The organism is Pseudoalteromonas citrea (genome assembly GCF_000238375.3).
Lineage (GTDB): Bacteria > Pseudomonadota > Gammaproteobacteria > Enterobacterales > Alteromonadaceae > Pseudoalteromonas > Pseudoalteromonas citrea.
Genome location: NZ_AHBZ03000014.1, coordinates 749,347 through 767,885 on the forward strand (window position 1 = coordinate 749,347; position 18,539 = coordinate 767,885).

Below are 18,539 nucleotides of genomic sequence, written 5' to 3' on the forward strand. Positions count from 1 at the left end.
ATAAACAGCTGTTTTTTTTACTTGTTTATCACTACCACCCGCTCTTGATGCTGATGCGCTTGTTGTAATGCGCTATCAGCTAGTTTAAACACTTGTAGTTCATTTTCATCAAAGTCTGTCGCAATATGTACTATGCCTATACTAATACTTAAATGCGCACAAATCGGAGAAGTGCCATGTGCAATCATCAAGCGATCTATTGCTTCATGCATCTGAGATGCGACTTCTAACGCACTTTCGCTGGTGTGGCCCGTCAATATCACGGCAAAACGAACACCATCATAACGTGCAACAAAGCCCTCATGAACTTGAATCGCATCATCTAAAGCATGAGCAACTTTAACCAAGCACTCATCCCCTGCGGCATAACCATAGTGCTCATTAAATTCCTTGAAGTAATCTATATCTATTAACAATAAACTGAGCGAAGTAGCGTGTTTAGCGCACTGCTGATATTGCTGGGCCAAAGTATCATCAAGCAAACGTCTATTGGGAATTTCCGTTAAACCATCAATTGAGGCTAATTTTTCCAGCAGGTCATTTTTTTGCTTAATTGCTAAATGATTTTTTACCCTTGCTTTGACAATTAATGGACTAAAGGGCTTAGTTATATAGTCCATGGCCCCCATTTGTAATCCTTTTGCTTCATCGTTATAGCTATTACTGGCGGAAATAATGATGACAGGGATAGCGTAAGTATGCTGCTTTGCTTTGAGCCGCTCAAGTAAATCGTACCCCGACATACCCGGCATACGAATATCTGAAATAATCAAATCTACCTTATTATCAGCTAAAAATGTTAAAGCTTGCTCTGCACTTTCACATTGCGATATTTGATACTCTTCCGATAATGTATTGTCTAATACCACACGATTAAGTGGATCATCATCAACAATTAGAATACGAGCAGTCTTTTGCATTTAATCCCCTTGGCATTCAATCGCCAGATATGACTCGGTTTGTTGCAGCTTCAGTTTAAGGTTAGTTACCAGTGCCTGTTCTTTTATTTCATTCGTTTGCTTTATATGCAGCTCAAGTAACTTCGCGGCCTCAGCAAGCCTATTGAAACCTAAACCCGCTGCAGCTCCTTTTACGCTATGAGCCAATAGGCCCACATCATTTACTGACTGCGGCTCATCTAATTGCTGAATATACCCTAAACATAGCTTAGCAAACTTTTGCAACAGTGTGAGCAAAAACGCCTCTTTCCCCATAACTTGTTTCAGTGCGAATGTACGGTCAAAAAAGCTAACTTGAGACTTAGTATATTGTGCTACTGTCTGTGTAAGTAACTCTCTGGAGACAGGTTTTATCAAATAGTTATCCATTCCATGCATTATGGCTTGATCGATTTCTTGCGCTTGTTCATTGGCTGTAAGCGCTATGATTGCTACAGGCAATTCTGGGACCTGTTCACGCAATAGTCGAGTCGCTGCATAACCATCTAGCTCTGGCATGTGGACATCCATCAATATCACGTCAGGCTGGAGTTGCTTAACAAGTAATACAATATCTTTTGCGGACTGATACTTAACCACATTAGCCGCTTCTTGATTAAGTAAGTTAGCAGTAATATCTAGGTTTAATTCATTATCATCTATCACCAAACACAGCATACCTGCTATTTTGACAGGCTGAGCAGTCGCTTTTACCAAACCCTGTCTATGCGTTTCAATATCATTGCGTATACGCTGTATATATCCATCTTGTGATAACCTGACCACTCGCTCGTTTTGCTGCACAAACGCGTGAAGGCTATGGGGTACATATATTCTTTGTACCAAATTCGCCACTTCGTTGCTTACCAATATCTCCATCACTTGCGGCTCAGGCATTTCTTCGCATATTAAGTAATCAAAAGTCTGCCCTTTTAGTATCGAAGTAATTTGGGTGATGTCTGACTCAATAACGGTATGAACATCATCCAACAGTAAAGGGGGCACTGTACTTCCCATCCATAAAATCTTTACATCGCCTAAATTCGGCTCAGCTTTAGGTAACAGTAAATCAAAGTAAAATTGACTTCCTTTACCGTATTCACTCCGAAGTTTTATTTCTCCTCCAAGCAAGGCAACTTCTTGTTTAACTATTGCAAGTCCTAGCCCAATACCTTCATGTTTACGTGACAAAGAATCATCTCCCTGTGTAAAAGCATCAAACAGTCGCTCTTGGTTCTGCTCTTTTATACCTACACCGGTATCACTAACACTAAAACATAAGTGATCTTCTCTCTGTGAATCCGCTTTGCTGACCGATAAAGTAATACAGCCACTTTCCGAATACTTAACCGCATTATTAAGTAAATTAATTAATACCAATTTAAGCTTATTCATATCGCCAATACGCTTGGGTAATACTGAATTCCCTATCTGATTAACTAACACCAAACCTTTTTGATTGCACAAAGGCTTAATTAATCGTGTGCAATCATCGAGTAAACCGATTAAATTGAATTCTCTCGTAACTAAGCTATCCTGATTGCTTTCTACTTTCGCAAACTCCAAGATACTATTCAGCATATTTAATAGCTGCTGAGCAGCATAGGTAACTTGGCCCATGTATACAGTCTGCGAATCGTTAAGCCCTTGCTCCTGAATTATATCTATTAACCCAAGCACAACATTAATCGGTGTACGTATTTCATGACTCATGTTGGCAATGAAACGGCTTTTTGCCAACGTCGCACGCTCAGCATCTAATTTGGCGCGTGTTAACTGCGTAATATTCTGTATATGAATAACAAAATACTTTGGCTTGCGTTGCTTATCCCAGACCAATGAGACGCTAAGCTGCAACCAACTATAGTGTCCGCCTTGTGCCAAGGTCAGCTCAGCCATTTTCTGATCATGGGTCACTAATCTATCAAAAGTTTCCACCAGCGATTGATAACTTTCTTCAGCAAAGAGCGCGGATAAATGACTGCCAACAATAGGTGTTTCCACGGCTAAATACCGCTTCGCGGCCTTATTCAACACTAAAACATTTCTATCGATTGATGCCAAAATAACGCCATTTGGCGCGTATTCCATCGCTGCTTTAAAGTTTTCTTCAGATGTTTGTAAAGATTTCATGGTTTGCTGCTGCTCAGTGACGTCACGCGCAACCCCAAAGCTACCAATAAGTCTATCCTGCTCATTATAAAAAGGCGCGAGAGTCAACATATAGCTTTTGTCATCCATGACCAATGTTTGCGTAAGCGGGCGCTGTTGCAATCGCATGTATTGTTCAAGCGCCGTTAACTCTGAAAACCGACTCGTGACTTCATGTAATTCACGGCCAACTATTTCCTCTCTTTTTACATGCAAAAACGCCTCAAAAGCGGCATTACAGCCAATGAATGACCCATCTATATTTTTGAAGTAAATTAAGTCAGGGATATTATCCAGCATGGTATTGAGCAGCGATGCCTGACGCTCTTTTACATCTAGGGAGCGAGCAAGCGCTTTCTTTTGCTCCTGCACTTGCTCATCGAGCACAAGGTTATGTTGCTTAAGTTGCTCTAGTAATGCTTGTTTTTGCATCACTACTCGCTTAATTTGAGCAAACCATGGTTGCCAATCAATGGGAATAACATAGTCAAAGGTCGTCTTTGGTGTATGTTCTTGTAAAATCAAATACCGAACAAAATGGCTCACTGGTCGAATAAATATACGTCCACTGAGCCAAGTAACCGCTAAAAATGTAGCGATAATAAAACCAGTTAAAAACAATAGCTCTAGGGCAATTTCATACAAAATAGGGGTTCGAAAAGCCCGTTCACTTTGTTTGAATGCCAAATCAATCGGCCTAGTATCTTTTTTATTGAATAAATGCACACCACCAATCCACGGTGCCAACAAGGTCATTTCATTGAAAGGCTCGAGGTTAAATATTTTTTCAGATAATAAATTTACGTTTGATTTATTAATGAGTGTCGCTTGTGAATCTGCAAGGATCACCTTGTTTAACCAAGTTGCAACTTTTTCTGCATTGTAAATTAAAATTACATGCTCATTCGATGTACTTGAACGTCGCTGTCCAATACTGAAATAGGTTTGTCCGTTTACCTCAACTTTATTACTGCTATTGTAAGATTTTTTGGTAAAGTCGGGACTTAATTTGCCATCCAATATTGCCGTTAATAAACGACTATCATTACTTTCTCGTCGTTTAACGAAAGCAAAACCATTGTCTTTGATATAAGCCACAGCATCAACCGACTGGATCAAAGCCAAGGCAGTATTAAAGGCGGGGCCTAAAGCCATAACTTGCTGCCATTGACTAGTAGCTTGAGCACTTTGTAAAAAAAGCCCTTGCCCTATTACTTCACCAGCACCGTGAGGTAACTTACGATAATAATAGTCAGCTCGCTGATCTAATGTCGCCATAATAAATGGGTCAAAATGGTAACTTAGGGGTTGCTCTAAACTAATAAACACACTTTGGAATACACTTTCAGCAGCAGACATCGCTCGATCTACTTGCCCACTGAGGCGCTGAAAGTGCGCGACGCGTTCGTCGTAACTTCTTTCTAATTTAATATGGTAAAGGTGAAGGCATAAAATCCCAGCAAGTAGCATCGCAACACTTAAGGTTACAGCTATCGCGCGCCGGTATTTTTTGAGTGGCACAAATTCTTGTTCAAAGTCCATAAAGGATGGCTGGGTTCGTTCCTTATAGCAAACACCTTAACCAGCAACACTATGATAAGCAAGAGATTCGTTCATCTGTGAAGCAATATCAAAAAAATAAATAAAAAGCCACTGACTAAAGTGGCTTTCCTAGTACCCTTGTACTACAAATTCTCTTCCGCAAACGACGCCAAACGACTACGCACAACCCCATTTAAATTAATGGTTGCACTGCCTTCGAAGTGTTTGAAACGCTCAACAATATACGTCAAACCTGAAGTTAGGGGGGTTAAATAATTACTGTCAATTTGCGCTAGATTTCCCGTACAGATCAGCTTAGTGCCTTCTCCGCAACGAGTAATAATGGTCTTTAATTGTGATGCGGTTAAGTTTTGGCTTTCATCTAAAATCACCACCGCATTTTGAATACTACGCCCACGCATAAAGTTTACTGACTTAAACTGAATATTGGCCTTTTCCATAATATAATTACGACTTGAAATCGGACTTTCATCGTTTTTGTGCAGTACTTCTAAGGTGTCTGTAATTGCGGCAAGCCAAGGAGCCATTTTCTCTTCTTCGGTACCAGGTAAAAAGCCAATACTTTCTGCTATTTCAGGAGTATTTCGCGTGACAATGACTTTATCGTAAATCCCCTTCTCTATGATCATCTCAAGCGCACTAGCTAACGCTAATAGTGTTTTACCACACCCAGCAGGCCCAGTGAGTATTACCAACTCTATATTTGGGTCAAGTAATGCATCCATTGCCATACCTTGATAGACATTTTTTGGTTGCACCCCCCAAGCATTCTGATGCATTAGTCGCTCAACACCTAAATCTTTCAGCGTTATATTAGCGTCATCATAGCCCGTGATCCGAGCAGCAAAATGTTCACTGTCATCGACTAAATACTCGTTACAAAATACATCTGGTAAAAAACTCTTTGGCACATGGTGAGAGGTGTAACGACCCTGCTGCTCAGAGGTACAATCTCCTACACTTTGCCAAAAGTCACCACTAAATTTCTTATATCCCAAACTCAGTAACTTAATATCGTCAATAAGTTGGTCGGTACGATAATCCTCTACGAATTGCAGCCCAGCCCCTTTCGCTTTAAGGCGCATGTTAATGTCTTTTGTTACTAGCACCACCTTTTTTTGTGTATGTTGTTTTTGTAACCTCACTGCACAATTGATAATTATGTGATCATTCTCATTTCCAGGAAGACCTGAAATACTGTCTGGAAATAGGTGATCATTCACAATAATCAATTTACCTCGTGATAGCGGCCCAGACTCATTACTTGATTGCACACTCGGTAAACGCACACCGTCTAGCATCTCCTCAGGAGACGCATCCTTTAATACCCCATCTAAACTACGAATAGCGATTCTAGCATCGCGACTTACATCGCGCTTACGGTCTTTAATATGATCTAACTCTTCAAGTACAGTCATTGGAATAACCACATCATGTTCTTGAAATGAAAGATAAGCGAGGGGTTCGTGAAGTAGTACGTTGGTGTCAAGTACGTACATTTTTCTGTCGAGTTCTTGATCTTTTCCCATAGCGTATTCCTGTCGTTTGCAAATATTTATGCTATAGCCGATACTCTGATGCATCATCAAACATACAGGCTATAGTCCAAGTTTAGTCTATTTGTCATAAAAGTCCGTTTTATGACAGCAGCGAAGCAAATAAATGTTCCTAATACAAATAAATCTCAATAATTTACAATAACTACAACAAGAATCGAGATAGGCACATTCGCTTTAAATAAACAAGATTGAACAAGCTTAAATGAACGGGTAACATAGCCGCCTTTTTTCGGGTTAAACGAGACGAACATGAATTTTTCCTTAGGTCAGCGCTGGATCAGTGATACTGAATCAGATTTAGGATTGGGCACCATCGTGGCATTAGAAGGCCGCCAAGTGACTATATTATTTCCCGCCAGTGGAGAAAACCGCGTTTACTCAATGCAAGAAGCCCCTGTAACACGCGTGGTATTCAATCCCGGTGATGTTATTCGTAGTGCTGATGAATGGGAGCTGCAGGTTGAAACCGTTGAGCCTGTTGGCGATTTATTGTGTTACCACGGTATTCGTCTCGACACCGAAGAAAAAACCACATTAAAAGAAACCTTTCTTGACCATTTCATCAAATTTAATAAACCACAAGACAGGCTATTTGCCGGTCAGGTGGACCGATTTGATCGCTACACACTGCGCTATCAGACTTGGCAACATCAGTTTGCCCGCCAGCAGTCCCACTTAAAAGGCGTTGTTGGGCAAAGAGCAAGTCTGATCCCACACCAGCTGTATATCGCAGACGAAGTCGGTAAACGCTTTGCGCCTAGAGTATTGCTCTCTGATGAAGTGGGTTTGGGTAAAACCATCGAAGCCGGCATGATTTTGCATCAACAGATCTTAACTGGTCGTGCTAACCGTGTATTAATCGTGGTGCCAGAAAACCTACAGCATCAATGGTTAGTGGAAATGCTACGTCGCTTCAATTTACGTTTTTCAATATTTGATGAGGAGCGCTGTGACGAAGCCTTTGCAGATTCGCCAAACGTGTTTGAAACCGAACAGCTTATACTGGTAAGCCTTGAGTTTATCGCCAAGAAACGTCGTTGGTTTGAGCAAGCGACTTTGGCTGATTGGGATTTACTGGTTATTGATGAAGCGCACCATTTAACAATAGAAAACAACAAGCCTAGTACTGAGTATTCGCGTATGGCAGAGCTGGCACAAGATATTCCGGGGTTAATTCTCCTGACAGCCACCCCTGATCAGCTAGGCCACCGCAGCCACTTTGCACGATTGCAGTTGCTCGACCCAGATAGGTTCTACGACTACGACGCATTTGTTAACGAAGAAAGCCAATACAAAGACGTTGCAGAAGCTGCCAATCAGCTACTACAAGACGGTGCGCTGGATGAACAAGCAAAAGCGACGCTCATTAACCTACTACAAGAAACTGATATCAGTACTGTGCTTGCTAGTGCACAATCGGGTGACGAACACGCGAAACAAGAAATTTTATCTATGCTGTTAGATAGGCATGGAACAGGCCGTATTTTATTTCGTAACAGCCGCAGTGGCATCGACGGATACCCAGGTCGAAAGCTCCATAGCTACCCTGTAGAAATTCCGAAGCAATATAAAACAGCCATGTCAGTGCTTGGTAACATGGGCGGGATCCAAAGTGCCGAAAAGTCAGCTTTAAGAGCTTTATTTCCAGAGAAAATTTTCCAAGAGTTTGAAGGTGAAGGAAGTGGTTGGACAGCATTTGACCCGCGTGTTGACTGGTTAATTGAAACGTTAAAATCATTAAAACATGAAAAAGTGTTGCTGATCTGTGCTGAAGCGCAAACGGCAATTAGTCTTGAGCAGACACTACGCGAACGTGAAGCCATTAAAGCAGCGGTATTCCATGAAGGTATGTCTATCGTTGAGCGTGACCGTGCTGCTGCATTTTTCGCTGATGAGTACGACTCAGCGCAAATTTTATTGTGTTCTGAAATCGGCTCAGAAGGTAGAAATTTCCAGTTTTCCCATCACTTAGTGTTATTTGATTTACCTCTAAACCCAGATTTATTAGAGCAACGGATCGGGCGATTAGATCGAATTGGTCAAAAATACGATGTCAATATCCATGTACCATACTTCGAAAATACTGCTCAAGAAGTACTATTGCGCTGGTATAACGAAGGTCTAGACGCATTTGAAACTACGAGCACAACAGGTCAAATGCTTTATAAAGAATTTAGTGAAGATTTACTTGAGTTCATTGGTGCGCATAATTGTGATGAAGAAGAGCTGGATCCACTACTTGAGCAAGCAGCTAAGCAAAATCAAATATTACGTGCACAGATGGAACAAGGCCGTGACCGGTTGTTAGAGCTACATTCAAGTGGCCAAGGCCGAGCTGAGTCTTTGGTAGCTGAAATTGAAAAGTTAGACAATGGTGTAATATTGCCAGGCTACATGATCAATGTTTTCGACACATTTGGCGTAAATCAAGAAGATAAGGGTGAAAACACCATTATTTTAAAGCCAACCGAACACATGCTTAACCCTTCTTTTCCTTGCTTAAAAGAAGATGGCATCACCGTTACCTTTGACCGAGATACCTCTTTATCACAAGAAGATGCGCACTTTATCAGTTGGGATCACCCAATGGTTCAAGGTGCAATGGATATGATCTGTGATGATGATTTTGGGTGTGCATCGGTGGCATTATTGAAAAATAAAAAGCTACCTGCTGGTACCTTCTTCGTGGAACTTATCTACATCGCAGAGGCATCAGCACCAAAAGCATTGCAAGTTGGCCGCTTTTTACCACCAACTCCTGTTCGCGTATTACTCGATAAAGCTGGTAATAACCTTGCTGACAATGTTGCGTTCGACGCGTTCAATAGCCAACTTTCTGCTGTCGGCCGCCAAACCGCAAGCAAACTGGCAAATGCTTTACAAAGCGCAATCCACCCGCTTATAACGCAAGCAACCGAGTTGGCTAACGTACAGCTAGATTCGCTCACTGAAAACGCAATGAACAAAATGCAGTCAACTATGACTGAAGAACAAACGCGTTTAGAAGCATTGAAAGCAATTAATCCAAATATTCGTGATGAAGAAATCCATGTGTTTGCCAAGCAAAAAGCTGAATTAGGTACCTACATTGAAAAAGCACAATTAAAGCTGGACGCTATTCGCTTAATTGTTGTCTCTCACTAATATAGGCTTTTAACTTCGCGTTCAGAGCACATTGAAAAGCCCTGCAACTTAATCAAGTTGCAGGGCTTTTTGACATTACTCATGTAAAATGGGGCATATAAAATTATTCATACCACTTTAGCTAAAATTTAACGATATTATCCCACCTGTCCCAAAGTTCAAACACCGATGGGCATTCAAAAACCGTCATATTGTTTAATCCCTTTATATGCTTTACTTGTAATAACCCATATTCAAACATAAAGCTCGATGCCGCTAGATGGACGTGAGCAATTTCCATCGTGATCACTGGCTTTGCCAACAATATCATTTTTAATTCATGCCAGCCTTTAGGCATAGGCTTTGTTTGTAACACCAAGTCAAATTCAGCATTGAAAGCCTTTAATGCATTATAAATATATCGCTGCTTATCGACTAACTTCTCGAACCGACTTTCCCATGCAGACATCACATCTTCCAACCTCGAAGATGAAAATTGCTCAACCGATTCATAATGAGGTTGAATCAGCAACGGAGTTAACCAATAACCATTATCTGGGCGCAAATCACTTAACATCGCCTCTAAAAATACGCCAGCTACTCGACCATCATCTTGCTCATAACTGCGCAACAGACATAACTGTTCGTATGCCACTAACATACGTTCAATGCTGTGTGAGCGGTTAATATAATCAAACCATTCATCTAAACGCTTAGGGGAAATGTCATAATCGTGCTCTTGCTTTGCTATAGGCCACTGATCAGCATGCTCTACACAGAGCAGATCATCAACCCCTAACAACCATTCAAGCCGACGAATTGCACCATGTGGCCACTGGCCTGGATGACGATTTTGTCTTGCCCAATCAAGGGCACGACGAGTATGCTGCAATTGAAACCACAAAGCTTTCACCTGCTCTCGCTTTGAGGGTACACCCACATTATGCATTGCCAGTGCATAATGTATGCCCTGATCACATTCCGTAAGGTTTAGGTCAGTGTTTAAGTAACGTAAGAAAAAACCTTGATGGATTGAGTTTATGGCATACTTATTTAGCTGTACTAATGCATTTTGCAAACGTGATGATGCCCGCAATTTTTTTTGATTAGTGACATTCAAAAAGTCATGTTGATGACTAATATGCTGAGGGTTACGTGAACGTGATTTAAGTATTTCCATTAATTATTCGTGCTTCACCACCTTATGGTGATGCCTACACTGCTCCCTAATTCCGTTTATGAACACAGTAAAGTATTTATTATCCAGATAAATACAGCTGTCGCTATACATTCTTAATTGTATATTTATTAATAAATAAGATAAAAAGACCGAATATCTTTATCAATTAATTTAAAGGTAAATGTGACATAAAATTAGAAACTCTGCGAGTAAAAGTAAGTAAAAGTTTTACAAACTTCATAAAAACGACCAAGGTCCTATAGTAAATTTAGTTACATAATGGGTAAACTTATACTAATGCGGATAAAAAACTAAAAACCCCATGAGTGAACAAATATCAACTGCGACTAAAACACATCAGCAATATATCGGAGTCTGGGTACACGATTTATATGTTTGCTTTACAGAGCAAAAGGTGTTCCGTGACGGTGTAGATTTAAACCTCTCAGAACTATCATACAACCTATTGATTTGTCTAATAAATAAATCCCCCACACCGCTTTCATCCCGTGAGTTACTCAGCCTAGTTTGGGGAAAAGTGATCACAGCTGATGAAAATGTGAAACAACGAATAAGTATATTGCGTAAACAGCTAGAGCACCCTGAGAAATATAACTACATCAAGAATAGGCGTGGTCATGGTTACTATATTGACAGCCCTTTAAAGTGGAAAAAAAAGCATTTAATTCAATGCATTGATTTTGAAAACACAAAAATAAAAATTGCTATTGCTAGCCTGTTTTGTACCTTTTTAGGTATCATTTTACTCTCTGCATTAAGCTCAAATAACATAAATACGACACATATTGCTAAAATCACAGCAAATAGTGTGCACCTAGCAACAGAAACACAAGATCTCGCATTTTGTCTTGACGGGTTTGATGATTATGTAGAGCTTGCAGATCACGATATATTTAACGTTGAACTTGGTGACTTTTCTATCTCGACCTGGATACATACAGCAGCACTAGGTCAACACGTCATCATAGACAAACGATATGAAAACCAAGTCAGCGATGTGCGTGGCTACGCCTTTTATATTGATGATGGCTATATCGCTTTGCAACTTGCAGACGGAGGAGGTACTTGGTATTGCCAAAAGACAGACTCATCCTGCACTTTTTACGACTCTAAAGCATTTGTTGCTGACAATCAGTGGCACCATGTTGCAGTAACCATAGACAGAGATGCTGTGGATGGCATTCGCTTTTATCTTAATGGCGTTCACATTGATAGTCATAATCCAACCGATAGGCAAGGCTCACTAAGCAACGATATGCCATTAAGAATTGGCAGTCGCTCATCTTATATATCCGGGTTATTTCAAGGTGCTATTGGTGAGATAGTATTACACCACAAAGCACTTGCACCTGAAGCAATACAAACACACTTCCAAGCAGGTAATTCAAAGCACTGTTACAACATTGCGAAAAAAGGCGGGATAATGCTATAACGAGCCGCCGCTTTAATATTCCTAGATTTAACTCTTTATGATCTTTTAAAAGCCCGTTAAAATAACGCGCTTCAGATGACCTAGGGTGATTCAGTGCTTTTAAACTACGCGCCGCCGTGCGACCCATATTTAGACATATTATATCAAGATGACTTTATGCTGGTTATCAATAAGCCCAGTGAGTTATTGACAGTACCGGGCAAAGACCCTAAACACGCCGACTGTGTAATTTCACGCGTTAATAAGGTATTTCCAACTGCGCGTATTGTGCATAGGCTTGATATGGCCACATCTGGCGTCCTATGCTTAGCTATGAGCAAAGAAGCGCACCGATTTTTGAGTATTCAATTCCAAGACCGCCTTACCAATAAACATTATATTGCACGTGTTGACGGTCATGTACCACAACTAACCGGCTCTATAGATTTACCGCTCATTTGCGATTGGCCTAACAGACCAAAACAAATGGTATGCCATGATACCGGCAAGCCCTCACTAACTCACTATCAAGTACTAGAACATGAAGGCTCCTCTACCCGCGTAAAGCTTACTCCGATCACTGGTCGCTCCCATCAGCTGCGCGTCCATATGTTGTCGCTTGGCCATGCCATTCTAGGTGATCGCCTCTACGCAAAAGGCCAAGCATTGGCAGCAGCTGATCGCCTCCAACTGCATGCCGAAATGCTCCAGATCAGCCACCCTAATACAGAGCAACTCATGACATTTGAAGCCCCAGTACCATTTTAAGCTAAATTCATCGGTATTGAGGCACTAAAGTCATACTAAATGCCTCAATATTTCGTCTATAAATTAATGCGTGCTATTAAACAAATCCAGCGCACTTGATGTCATCGCCCGCACACCCGTGGTAATAGCTAGAGGATAGTCTGGTGCAAATTTACTAGAATGTAACGAAGGTAATGTCAGCCCTTTCGCAACGCTTTCTTTATAGTGTTTTGGCTCAACTCCACCAAGCCAAAAAATCGTTATCGGCAGCTTGTGCTCTGTTCGACCATACATACCAAAGTCTTCTCCTGCCATTACAGGTTCAGCCTTAACAACATTATCAGCACCCAACTCTTGTTTGATACTTTCTGTCATAGCAATTGCCAACTTTGGGTTATTATATGTCGATGGGATCGTTTCATCTTCATGCACAAATACGTCTGGCGCTAAAGCCTCTGGCAAGCCCGCACTTATCGCGATGCCTTTCGTCATACGCTTAATTGTCGCTATTTGTTGTGCTCGTACTTTGGGGTTATAGGACCGTAATGTCAGCTGGAGTTTAACCTCATTCGAGATAATATTATGTTTTGAACCGCCATGGATCGACCCTACCGTGATCACTGATGGCTCTAAAGGGGAAACCTCTCTACTGGTAATGGTTTGTAACGCTAAAACAATACGTGCAGCAACAACTACTGGGTCAATTGTGGTGTGTGGGTATGCACCATGTCCGCCCTTGCCTTTCACCGTAATATCTACAGAATCAACATTTGCCAACGCATACCCTGGCGCTATGGCAACTTTTCCAGCGGGAAGTGATGCGCTTACATGTAAGCCAAGTACGTGATCAGGTTGAGCAAACTTATCAAATAGTCCTTCTTTAATCATGGCCTTAGCACCGCCACCCACTTCTTCAGCTGGTTGTGCTACCATCATTAATGTGCCCTGCCAATGGGATTTATGCTGCACCAACTGTTGCGCTGTGCCGATAAAACTAGTCATATGAATATCATGGCCACACCCATGCATCACGCCCACTTTGTTATTGTTAGCATCAAGTGTTCTCACTGTGGACGCATAAGGTTTACCCGTTTGCTCTATTATTGGCAGCCCATCGGTATCAGCTCGGATCATAACCGTCGGCCCAGCTCCATTTTTAAAAATCCCCACAACACCAAACCCCCCCACTTTATCAGTTACGGTAAAATCTAACGCCTTAAGTTCTTCAGCTAATCGTTTTCCTGTTTGCTGCTCTTGATATGATAACTCAGGATTTTGATGTAGATGTAAATATAAGGACTCCAAGTTAGGGAGCTGTTTTGCAACTGACTGTGATAAATCTAGTGAGTTAGCACTTACATGGCTGGTAAGTAGCAAGAGTAAGTAAGAAGAAAATCTTTTCATCATTTTAATTATCGTTATTAGAGATACATCCAAAGTAGCAACTTCACCTTGTATCAGCAATAACAATTAAAAACAAAAGCCTCAATTTATTAAATAGGATGACTTATTTAACTAAAACAATATGCTAAAATATCGGCTTTGGTGGCACAAGGAAGCGCTCAAGCGTTGAATCAATATGTGTCTGGGTTTATGAAATTACTATATTCTTTAAGTCTGCTTTTGCTGGCCATCGTTCCTCACCGTGGTCAAACTGCCGTACCACAGTGGTTTATTGATTACGAAATCACACACTTAGAGTCGCCACAAGCTACCCTAAACACTTTATTACAAGCACATAAGACAATGCCAGCCGGCGTCGAGCGCATCTATTTAAGTACCATAGCCAATAAACTTGCGCAAAAATTAAAGCGCCCCCTCACAATCGAAGTGGATACAACGCATCCACTTGCACGCATCGAACAACAGATATTAAACGCAGAGAAGTTAGCACGACAAGGTAACCACCAACAAAGCCGCACCAGCTTAATTAACATTCAAACGCAAGTTAACGAGTCACAATACCCCGAGCTCAGTTTATTACTGTTAAGAAAAATAATTTGGCTTAATATCAAGCAGGGAAATTATCAGTCACTTGAGTCTTTAACCACCCAAATGAACACCCTCAGCACACAAGTTACCGACCCCATACTCGATTCAAAAGTACAGCTAAACTTATCCGCCCTCGTTGCCAGCCATTATGGTCATTACGACCAGGCCTTATTTTTGTACCAAAAAATTTTAGATACTCAGCCTACTCAATCAAGCCAAGCCGCAACATTTAATAATATCGGCTTAACCTTAATGGAAATGAGTCAATACAATGAGTCTATTAACTACTTTACTAACGCTTTAAAAATACGTGTAGAGCAAGAAGATAAGTACCGTATAGCTCTCACGTCATTAAACTTAGGTATTGCGCACAGAAAAAACCAAGCGCTTTCTCTCGCAAAGCCATATTTACTCAACGCTCAGCAGTTATTTAGTTCGCTCAATGATGACTATGGGACTGGAAATAGTAGTATTCAATTAGCAAAACTTTACTTAGCCAATGATCAACCTACCCAATCTTTAGCTTTATTGTCACAGACTATTCAAACCCTAAATTTAGAACAATATACCGAACTATACTTCGATACAAAAATTACGCTCGCAAAAAGTCATTTGCAACTACATCAGTATGACTGGGCATTAGACGCTGCGTTATCGTCACTTGAATTAATAGAGCAAAGCAATGATACCGTTCATCAACTTGGTGCCCTTATGGTGATTATAAATATACACGAAGCGCTAGCTCAGTTTGAGCAAGCGTATACCTTTCAAAAACGGTATCTATCATTATCGCAACAACATACGCAAGCACAAAACCAAAATGCTCTACTGACAATTCAAAGAGAATTAAAGCTGACTGAGCATGAATTAAACACCACCCGTCTTGAACAAAGTAACCTAAAACAACAACATAAAATCCAAGAGCTCCAATACAATCAATATCGTTTATGGTTAACAATCATTTTTGTGATATTCGTCACACTTTTGATTTGGCGTTCACGCAACAAACAACGCTACCTCGCCGAACATGACACCCTAACAGGTACACTTAACCGAGCTGCGATGTATAAAAGGCTCTCTAAGTACACCACCTCATCAAAAGCTGACTATACGCATATCATTGCACTATTTGATTTGGATCACTTTAAAAAAATAAATGATACGTTTGGCCACCCAGCAGGTGATCAGACATTAATTCACTGTTGCAATTCAATTGCAAAGGCGATTAAATCGCCCCATTTCATAGCACGAATAGGGGGAGAAGAATTTGTTTTATTTGTACCAAATATCCATCAAAAACAAGCATACGAGATCATTGAAACTGCCAGGTTAAGCCTAGTAGACGCCCCCGTCAAACTGACAGATGGTAAACAGATAGCTGTCTCAGCAAGTTTTGCATACTACACATGTCACCATAATGAACACCATGACTTCGCTACCGTATATAAACAACTCGATGACGGATTATATCAAGCCAAAAAGCAAGGGCGTAACTGTACAATATCTATTTCAGCCTCTTCACATCACGCCAAGGGGTCTCCATAATTCACATGAAAATGCAGGTGCTTTGAATCCTGATAATTACCTAAATTAGTGAGTACTCGGCACGCGCCGTGTTCAGTTTCTATCTGTTTAGCAACTTGAGTCACCAGTGCCAGTACCTTGTGAACAATCGTCACATCGTAATCAGCTAAAGAGGTCAATGAAGGAACATGGACTTTAGGAATAACCACAATATGCACAGGCCAAAATGGTTTAGTATGATGAAAGGCCATAGCATCGGCTGTTTCAGCAACGATATTCACATCCGTTTTTTTACTTAATACCTGCTCACAATAAAAATCATCCATGTTATTCACTCCCTTAGCGAATATGATAAATTAACCCTATATTAGCCTATGAATAACCACACTAGGCTAAATCTTTACCAATCCAAACCACTTTACCAATAATCTCAAGCTGATCAAGTTCATGTGCTTGCACATGCTGTTCTACGTATTCTTTGTTATCACTTATAAGGCGCACCGAGCCATCGATATATTGCTGCAAGCGTTTTGCATAAAGCTCTTCTCCTAATCGAACAACATAGATCAACCCTTCACTCAGCTTTTTATCGGACAAATCCACTAAGATAGTATTGTTGTTATGAATGGTTGGCTCCATTGAGTCACCTTTGGCAAACACAACCGCTAACTGGCTTTTATCGAGGTTTTTATAGTCAATCCACTTTTTTCTAAAAGCCAGATGACGTTCAACCAACGCAGCATCATTAAATGCGCCATAACCAGTACTTACTGAAATATGATACCCCGGAACTAACACAAACTTTTCTTGAAATTCGTCCACACTCACAACACGTTGACTCAGCAATGGTGAAGTTGAATTATCATCAGGCTGGTTCTCCTCCCCTTTAACCAACCACAAAAAGTCTGTCTTCGACTCTTGTGCTATTCGTTCGATAATACTGAGCTTAGGATCTTCCCCCTTCAATATTCTACGCAGAGTTCCTTCAGAAACACCTATTTTTGACGCAAACGTGCGTATGCTATCGGGTTTTATTGCTTGCTCAACACGCGTGGCGAATGACGCACGCTGGTGTTCATCGCTATAACTATTTTCAGACATATAGATAAAGCCTTATCAAAATTTAAGGTAATACATACAATTTTCTGAATGTAAAAAATAAAATGGCACAAAAAGTTACAAATAACATTTGCAGTGCGTAATTTTTGGATCTATAATTCAAAAAAATACGCAGCAAGACACAGTTTAAGTGGTCTTTAAAAACAACACCTGCGTATTTAATCCTGCATTATACACCTATTTATAGCACTTTTCATACTATAAATACATTAATGCGTAATAAATGAAGGAGATTATGAATTATGCAAAAAAACATACCAGCTAGAATTAACAGAACACCGAGAGGTTCAGATATCTTAAAGTTTGCACGTAAAAGTCGCGGATATACGCAAGCTGAGTCAGCAGCAAACTATGGCATTGAAGAGCGTACCCTTCGCCGCTGGGAAAATAATGAGTTTAACCCACGTTGGAATGATGTTGTTGGATTAGTCGAGGATGTCTACTTACTTGATATTACTAATATTATTATCGGAATGAAAAAACCTAACTCTTAGTCTAAATGAAGCAATTATGATACAGTGCAAATAAAAGAGCGCCACTACATGCCAAACTTAACTGAACAGCACATCCCCAAAACAATACCGAGAACACATAGTCCTATAGGTCGCTTTCTCGGCTCAACGATACTTAAAGTATTGGGCTGGCGTATTAAAGGCGCGTTTCCGAACGAGGCAAAGTTCATAGCCGCTGTTGCGCCTCATACATCGAACTGGGACTTTGTTATTGCCATTGCCGTGAAGCTGAAACTCGGTCTCAGAGTAAAGTTTTTAGGAAAGCATAGTATTTTTGTAGGCCCTTTTGGTTACCTATTAAAGAAGATGGGAGGTATTGCCATTGATAGAAGAGCTGCCCATGGTGTTGTTGAGCAGATCACCCAGCAATTTAATCAGCAAGACGCTTTAGTATTAGGGATAGCCCCAGAAGGCACACGTAAATACGCCCCGCACTGGAAAACTGGCTTTTTGCATATGGCCAACGCCGCCAATGTTCCGGTTGTTCCTATGTTGTTAGACTATCGCTCAAAAACATTTTTCGTACTGCCTGTATTGACCGTAAATAACAACATCGACTATGAGCTAACACGCGTAAAAAAACAATTTCCTAAAAATGCAGCTAAATACCCATCCCAAGTATCCGACTAATTCTGTTATTCACCTTGTACCCTTTGGCTAGTACTTTTGACTTCTTCTATACTTAAGTTCTTAAATAAC

Annotated in this window: 13 protein-coding genes; 6 read left to right on the forward strand and 7 right to left on the reverse strand. The window is 40.7% G+C overall.

All coding sequences use genetic code 11. The annotated features are described in order from the left end of the window. Positions 1–17: 17 nt before the first annotated feature. The 3 genes from PCIT_RS06675 to PCIT_RS06685 all read right to left on the reverse strand — a co-directional run bounded on the left by PCIT_RS06675 (position 18) and on the right by PCIT_RS06685 (position 6,181). The gene (locus PCIT_RS06675; protein ID WP_010363604.1) at positions 18–920 is read right to left on the reverse strand and encodes a diguanylate cyclase domain-containing protein; all 903 of its coding nucleotides are present in this window, start codon (positions 918–920) and stop codon (positions 18–20) included. Next, on the reverse strand, positions 921–4,631 hold the full coding sequence (locus PCIT_RS06680; protein WP_010363603.1) for an ATP-binding protein: 3,711 nt from the start codon (positions 4,629–4,631) through the stop codon (positions 921–923). A 143-nt stretch (positions 4,632–4,774) separates the two neighbouring features. Beyond that, entirely contained in the window at positions 4,775–6,181 is a 1,407-nt protein-coding gene (locus PCIT_RS06685) for a PhoH family protein (RefSeq protein ID WP_010363602.1), read from the reverse strand. Between the two features lie 279 nt (positions 6,182–6,460). Between PCIT_RS06685 and rapA the strand changes: the two genes are divergently transcribed. Beyond that, positions 6,461–9,355: an RNA polymerase-associated protein RapA gene (gene rapA / locus PCIT_RS06690; protein WP_010363601.1), complete on the forward strand. Its 2,895-nt coding sequence runs from the start codon at positions 6,461–6,463 to the stop codon at positions 9,353–9,355. 121 nt (positions 9,356–9,476) lie between these two features. Here rapA and PCIT_RS06695 read toward each other — a convergent pair whose 3' ends face one another. Next, the gene (locus PCIT_RS06695; protein ID WP_010363600.1) at positions 9,477–10,514 is read right to left on the reverse strand and encodes a hypothetical protein; all 1,038 of its coding nucleotides are present in this window, start codon (positions 10,512–10,514) and stop codon (positions 9,477–9,479) included. 322 nt (positions 10,515–10,836) lie between these two features. Here PCIT_RS06695 and PCIT_RS06700 point away from each other — a divergent pair, with 322 nt between their 5' ends. Together PCIT_RS06700 and rluA are read left to right on the forward strand one after the other, a co-directional pair. Next, a complete protein-coding gene (locus PCIT_RS06700) occupies positions 10,837–11,967 on the forward strand; it encodes a LamG-like jellyroll fold domain-containing protein (RefSeq protein ID WP_010363599.1) in 1,131 nt (376 codons plus the stop codon). Positions 11,968–12,060: 93 nt separating this feature from the next. Next, positions 12,061–12,714, forward strand: coding sequence for a bifunctional tRNA pseudouridine(32) synthase/23S rRNA pseudouridine(746) synthase RluA (gene rluA / locus PCIT_RS06705; RefSeq protein WP_010363598.1), 654 nt, complete (start codon positions 12,061–12,063; stop codon positions 12,712–12,714). A gap of 63 nt (positions 12,715–12,777) precedes the next feature. Here the strand turns inward: rluA and PCIT_RS06710 are convergent, their stop codons facing one another. Then, entirely contained in the window at positions 12,778–14,100 is a 1,323-nt protein-coding gene (locus PCIT_RS06710) for a M20 metallopeptidase family protein (protein ID WP_010363597.1), read from the reverse strand. A gap of 186 nt (positions 14,101–14,286) precedes the next feature. Between PCIT_RS06710 and PCIT_RS06715 the strand changes: the two genes are divergently transcribed. Beyond that, a complete protein-coding gene (locus PCIT_RS06715; protein ID WP_157592842.1) occupies positions 14,287–16,230 on the forward strand; it encodes a tetratricopeptide repeat-containing diguanylate cyclase in 1,944 nt (647 codons plus the stop codon). On the opposite strand, the gene PCIT_RS06720 is transcribed toward PCIT_RS06715, so the two are convergent. Next, on the reverse strand, positions 16,209–16,535 hold the full coding sequence (locus PCIT_RS06720; protein ID WP_010363594.1) for an HIT family protein: 327 nt from the start codon (positions 16,533–16,535) through the stop codon (positions 16,209–16,211). The two genes, PCIT_RS06715 and PCIT_RS06720, sit on opposite strands and share 22 nt — an antisense overlap. Positions 16,536–16,596: 61 nt before the next feature. After that, a complete protein-coding gene (locus PCIT_RS06725; protein ID WP_010363592.1) occupies positions 16,597–17,310 on the reverse strand; it encodes an XRE family transcriptional regulator in 714 nt (237 codons plus the stop codon). Positions 17,311–17,570: 260 nt separating this feature from the next. Here PCIT_RS06725 and PCIT_RS06730 point away from each other — a divergent pair, with 260 nt between their 5' ends. Both PCIT_RS06730 and PCIT_RS06735 read left to right on the forward strand, forming a co-directional pair. Further along, a complete protein-coding gene (locus PCIT_RS06730) occupies positions 17,571–17,822 on the forward strand; it encodes a helix-turn-helix domain-containing protein (protein WP_010363590.1) in 252 nt (83 codons plus the stop codon). A 48-nt stretch (positions 17,823–17,870) separates the two neighbouring features. Further along, positions 17,871–18,470 (forward strand): lysophospholipid acyltransferase family protein, encoded by a 600-nt coding sequence (locus tag PCIT_RS06735; protein ID WP_010363588.1) that lies wholly within the window; start codon positions 17,871–17,873, stop codon positions 18,468–18,470. Positions 18,471–18,539 lie beyond the last annotated feature (69 nt).

Excerpts from the sequence above, each read along its gene's own strand:
- PCIT_RS06675 (WP_010363604.1), bottom strand. The coding sequence starts at position 920 with ATGCAAAAGACTGCTCGTATTCTAATTGTTGATGATGATCCACTTAAT.
- PCIT_RS06720 (WP_010363594.1), bottom strand. The coding sequence starts at position 16,535 with ATGGATGATTTTTATTGTGAGCAGGTATTAAGTAAAAAAACGGATGTG.
- PCIT_RS06730 (WP_010363590.1), top strand. The coding sequence starts at position 17,571 with ATGCAAAAAAACATACCAGCTAGAATTAACAGAACACCGAGAGGTTCA.
- PCIT_RS06725 (WP_010363592.1), bottom strand. The coding sequence starts at position 17,310 with ATGTCTGAAAATAGTTATAGCGATGAACACCAGCGTGCGTCATTCGCC.
- rapA (WP_010363601.1), top strand. The coding sequence starts at position 6,461 with ATGAATTTTTCCTTAGGTCAGCGCTGGATCAGTGATACTGAATCAGAT.
- PCIT_RS06715 (WP_157592842.1), top strand. The coding sequence starts at position 14,287 with ATGAAATTACTATATTCTTTAAGTCTGCTTTTGCTGGCCATCGTTCCT.
- PCIT_RS06695 (WP_010363600.1), bottom strand. The coding sequence starts at position 10,514 with ATGGAAATACTTAAATCACGTTCACGTAACCCTCAGCATATTAGTCAT.
- PCIT_RS06710 (WP_010363597.1), bottom strand. The coding sequence starts at position 14,100 with ATGATGAAAAGATTTTCTTCTTACTTACTCTTGCTACTTACCAGCCAT.
- PCIT_RS06735 (WP_010363588.1), top strand. The coding sequence starts at position 17,871 with ATGCCAAACTTAACTGAACAGCACATCCCCAAAACAATACCGAGAACA.
- PCIT_RS06685 (WP_010363602.1), bottom strand. The coding sequence starts at position 6,181 with ATGGGAAAAGATCAAGAACTCGACAGAAAAATGTACGTACTTGACACC.
- PCIT_RS06700 (WP_010363599.1), top strand. The coding sequence starts at position 10,837 with ATGAGTGAACAAATATCAACTGCGACTAAAACACATCAGCAATATATC.
- PCIT_RS06680 (WP_010363603.1), bottom strand. The coding sequence starts at position 4,631 with ATGGACTTTGAACAAGAATTTGTGCCACTCAAAAAATACCGGCGCGCG.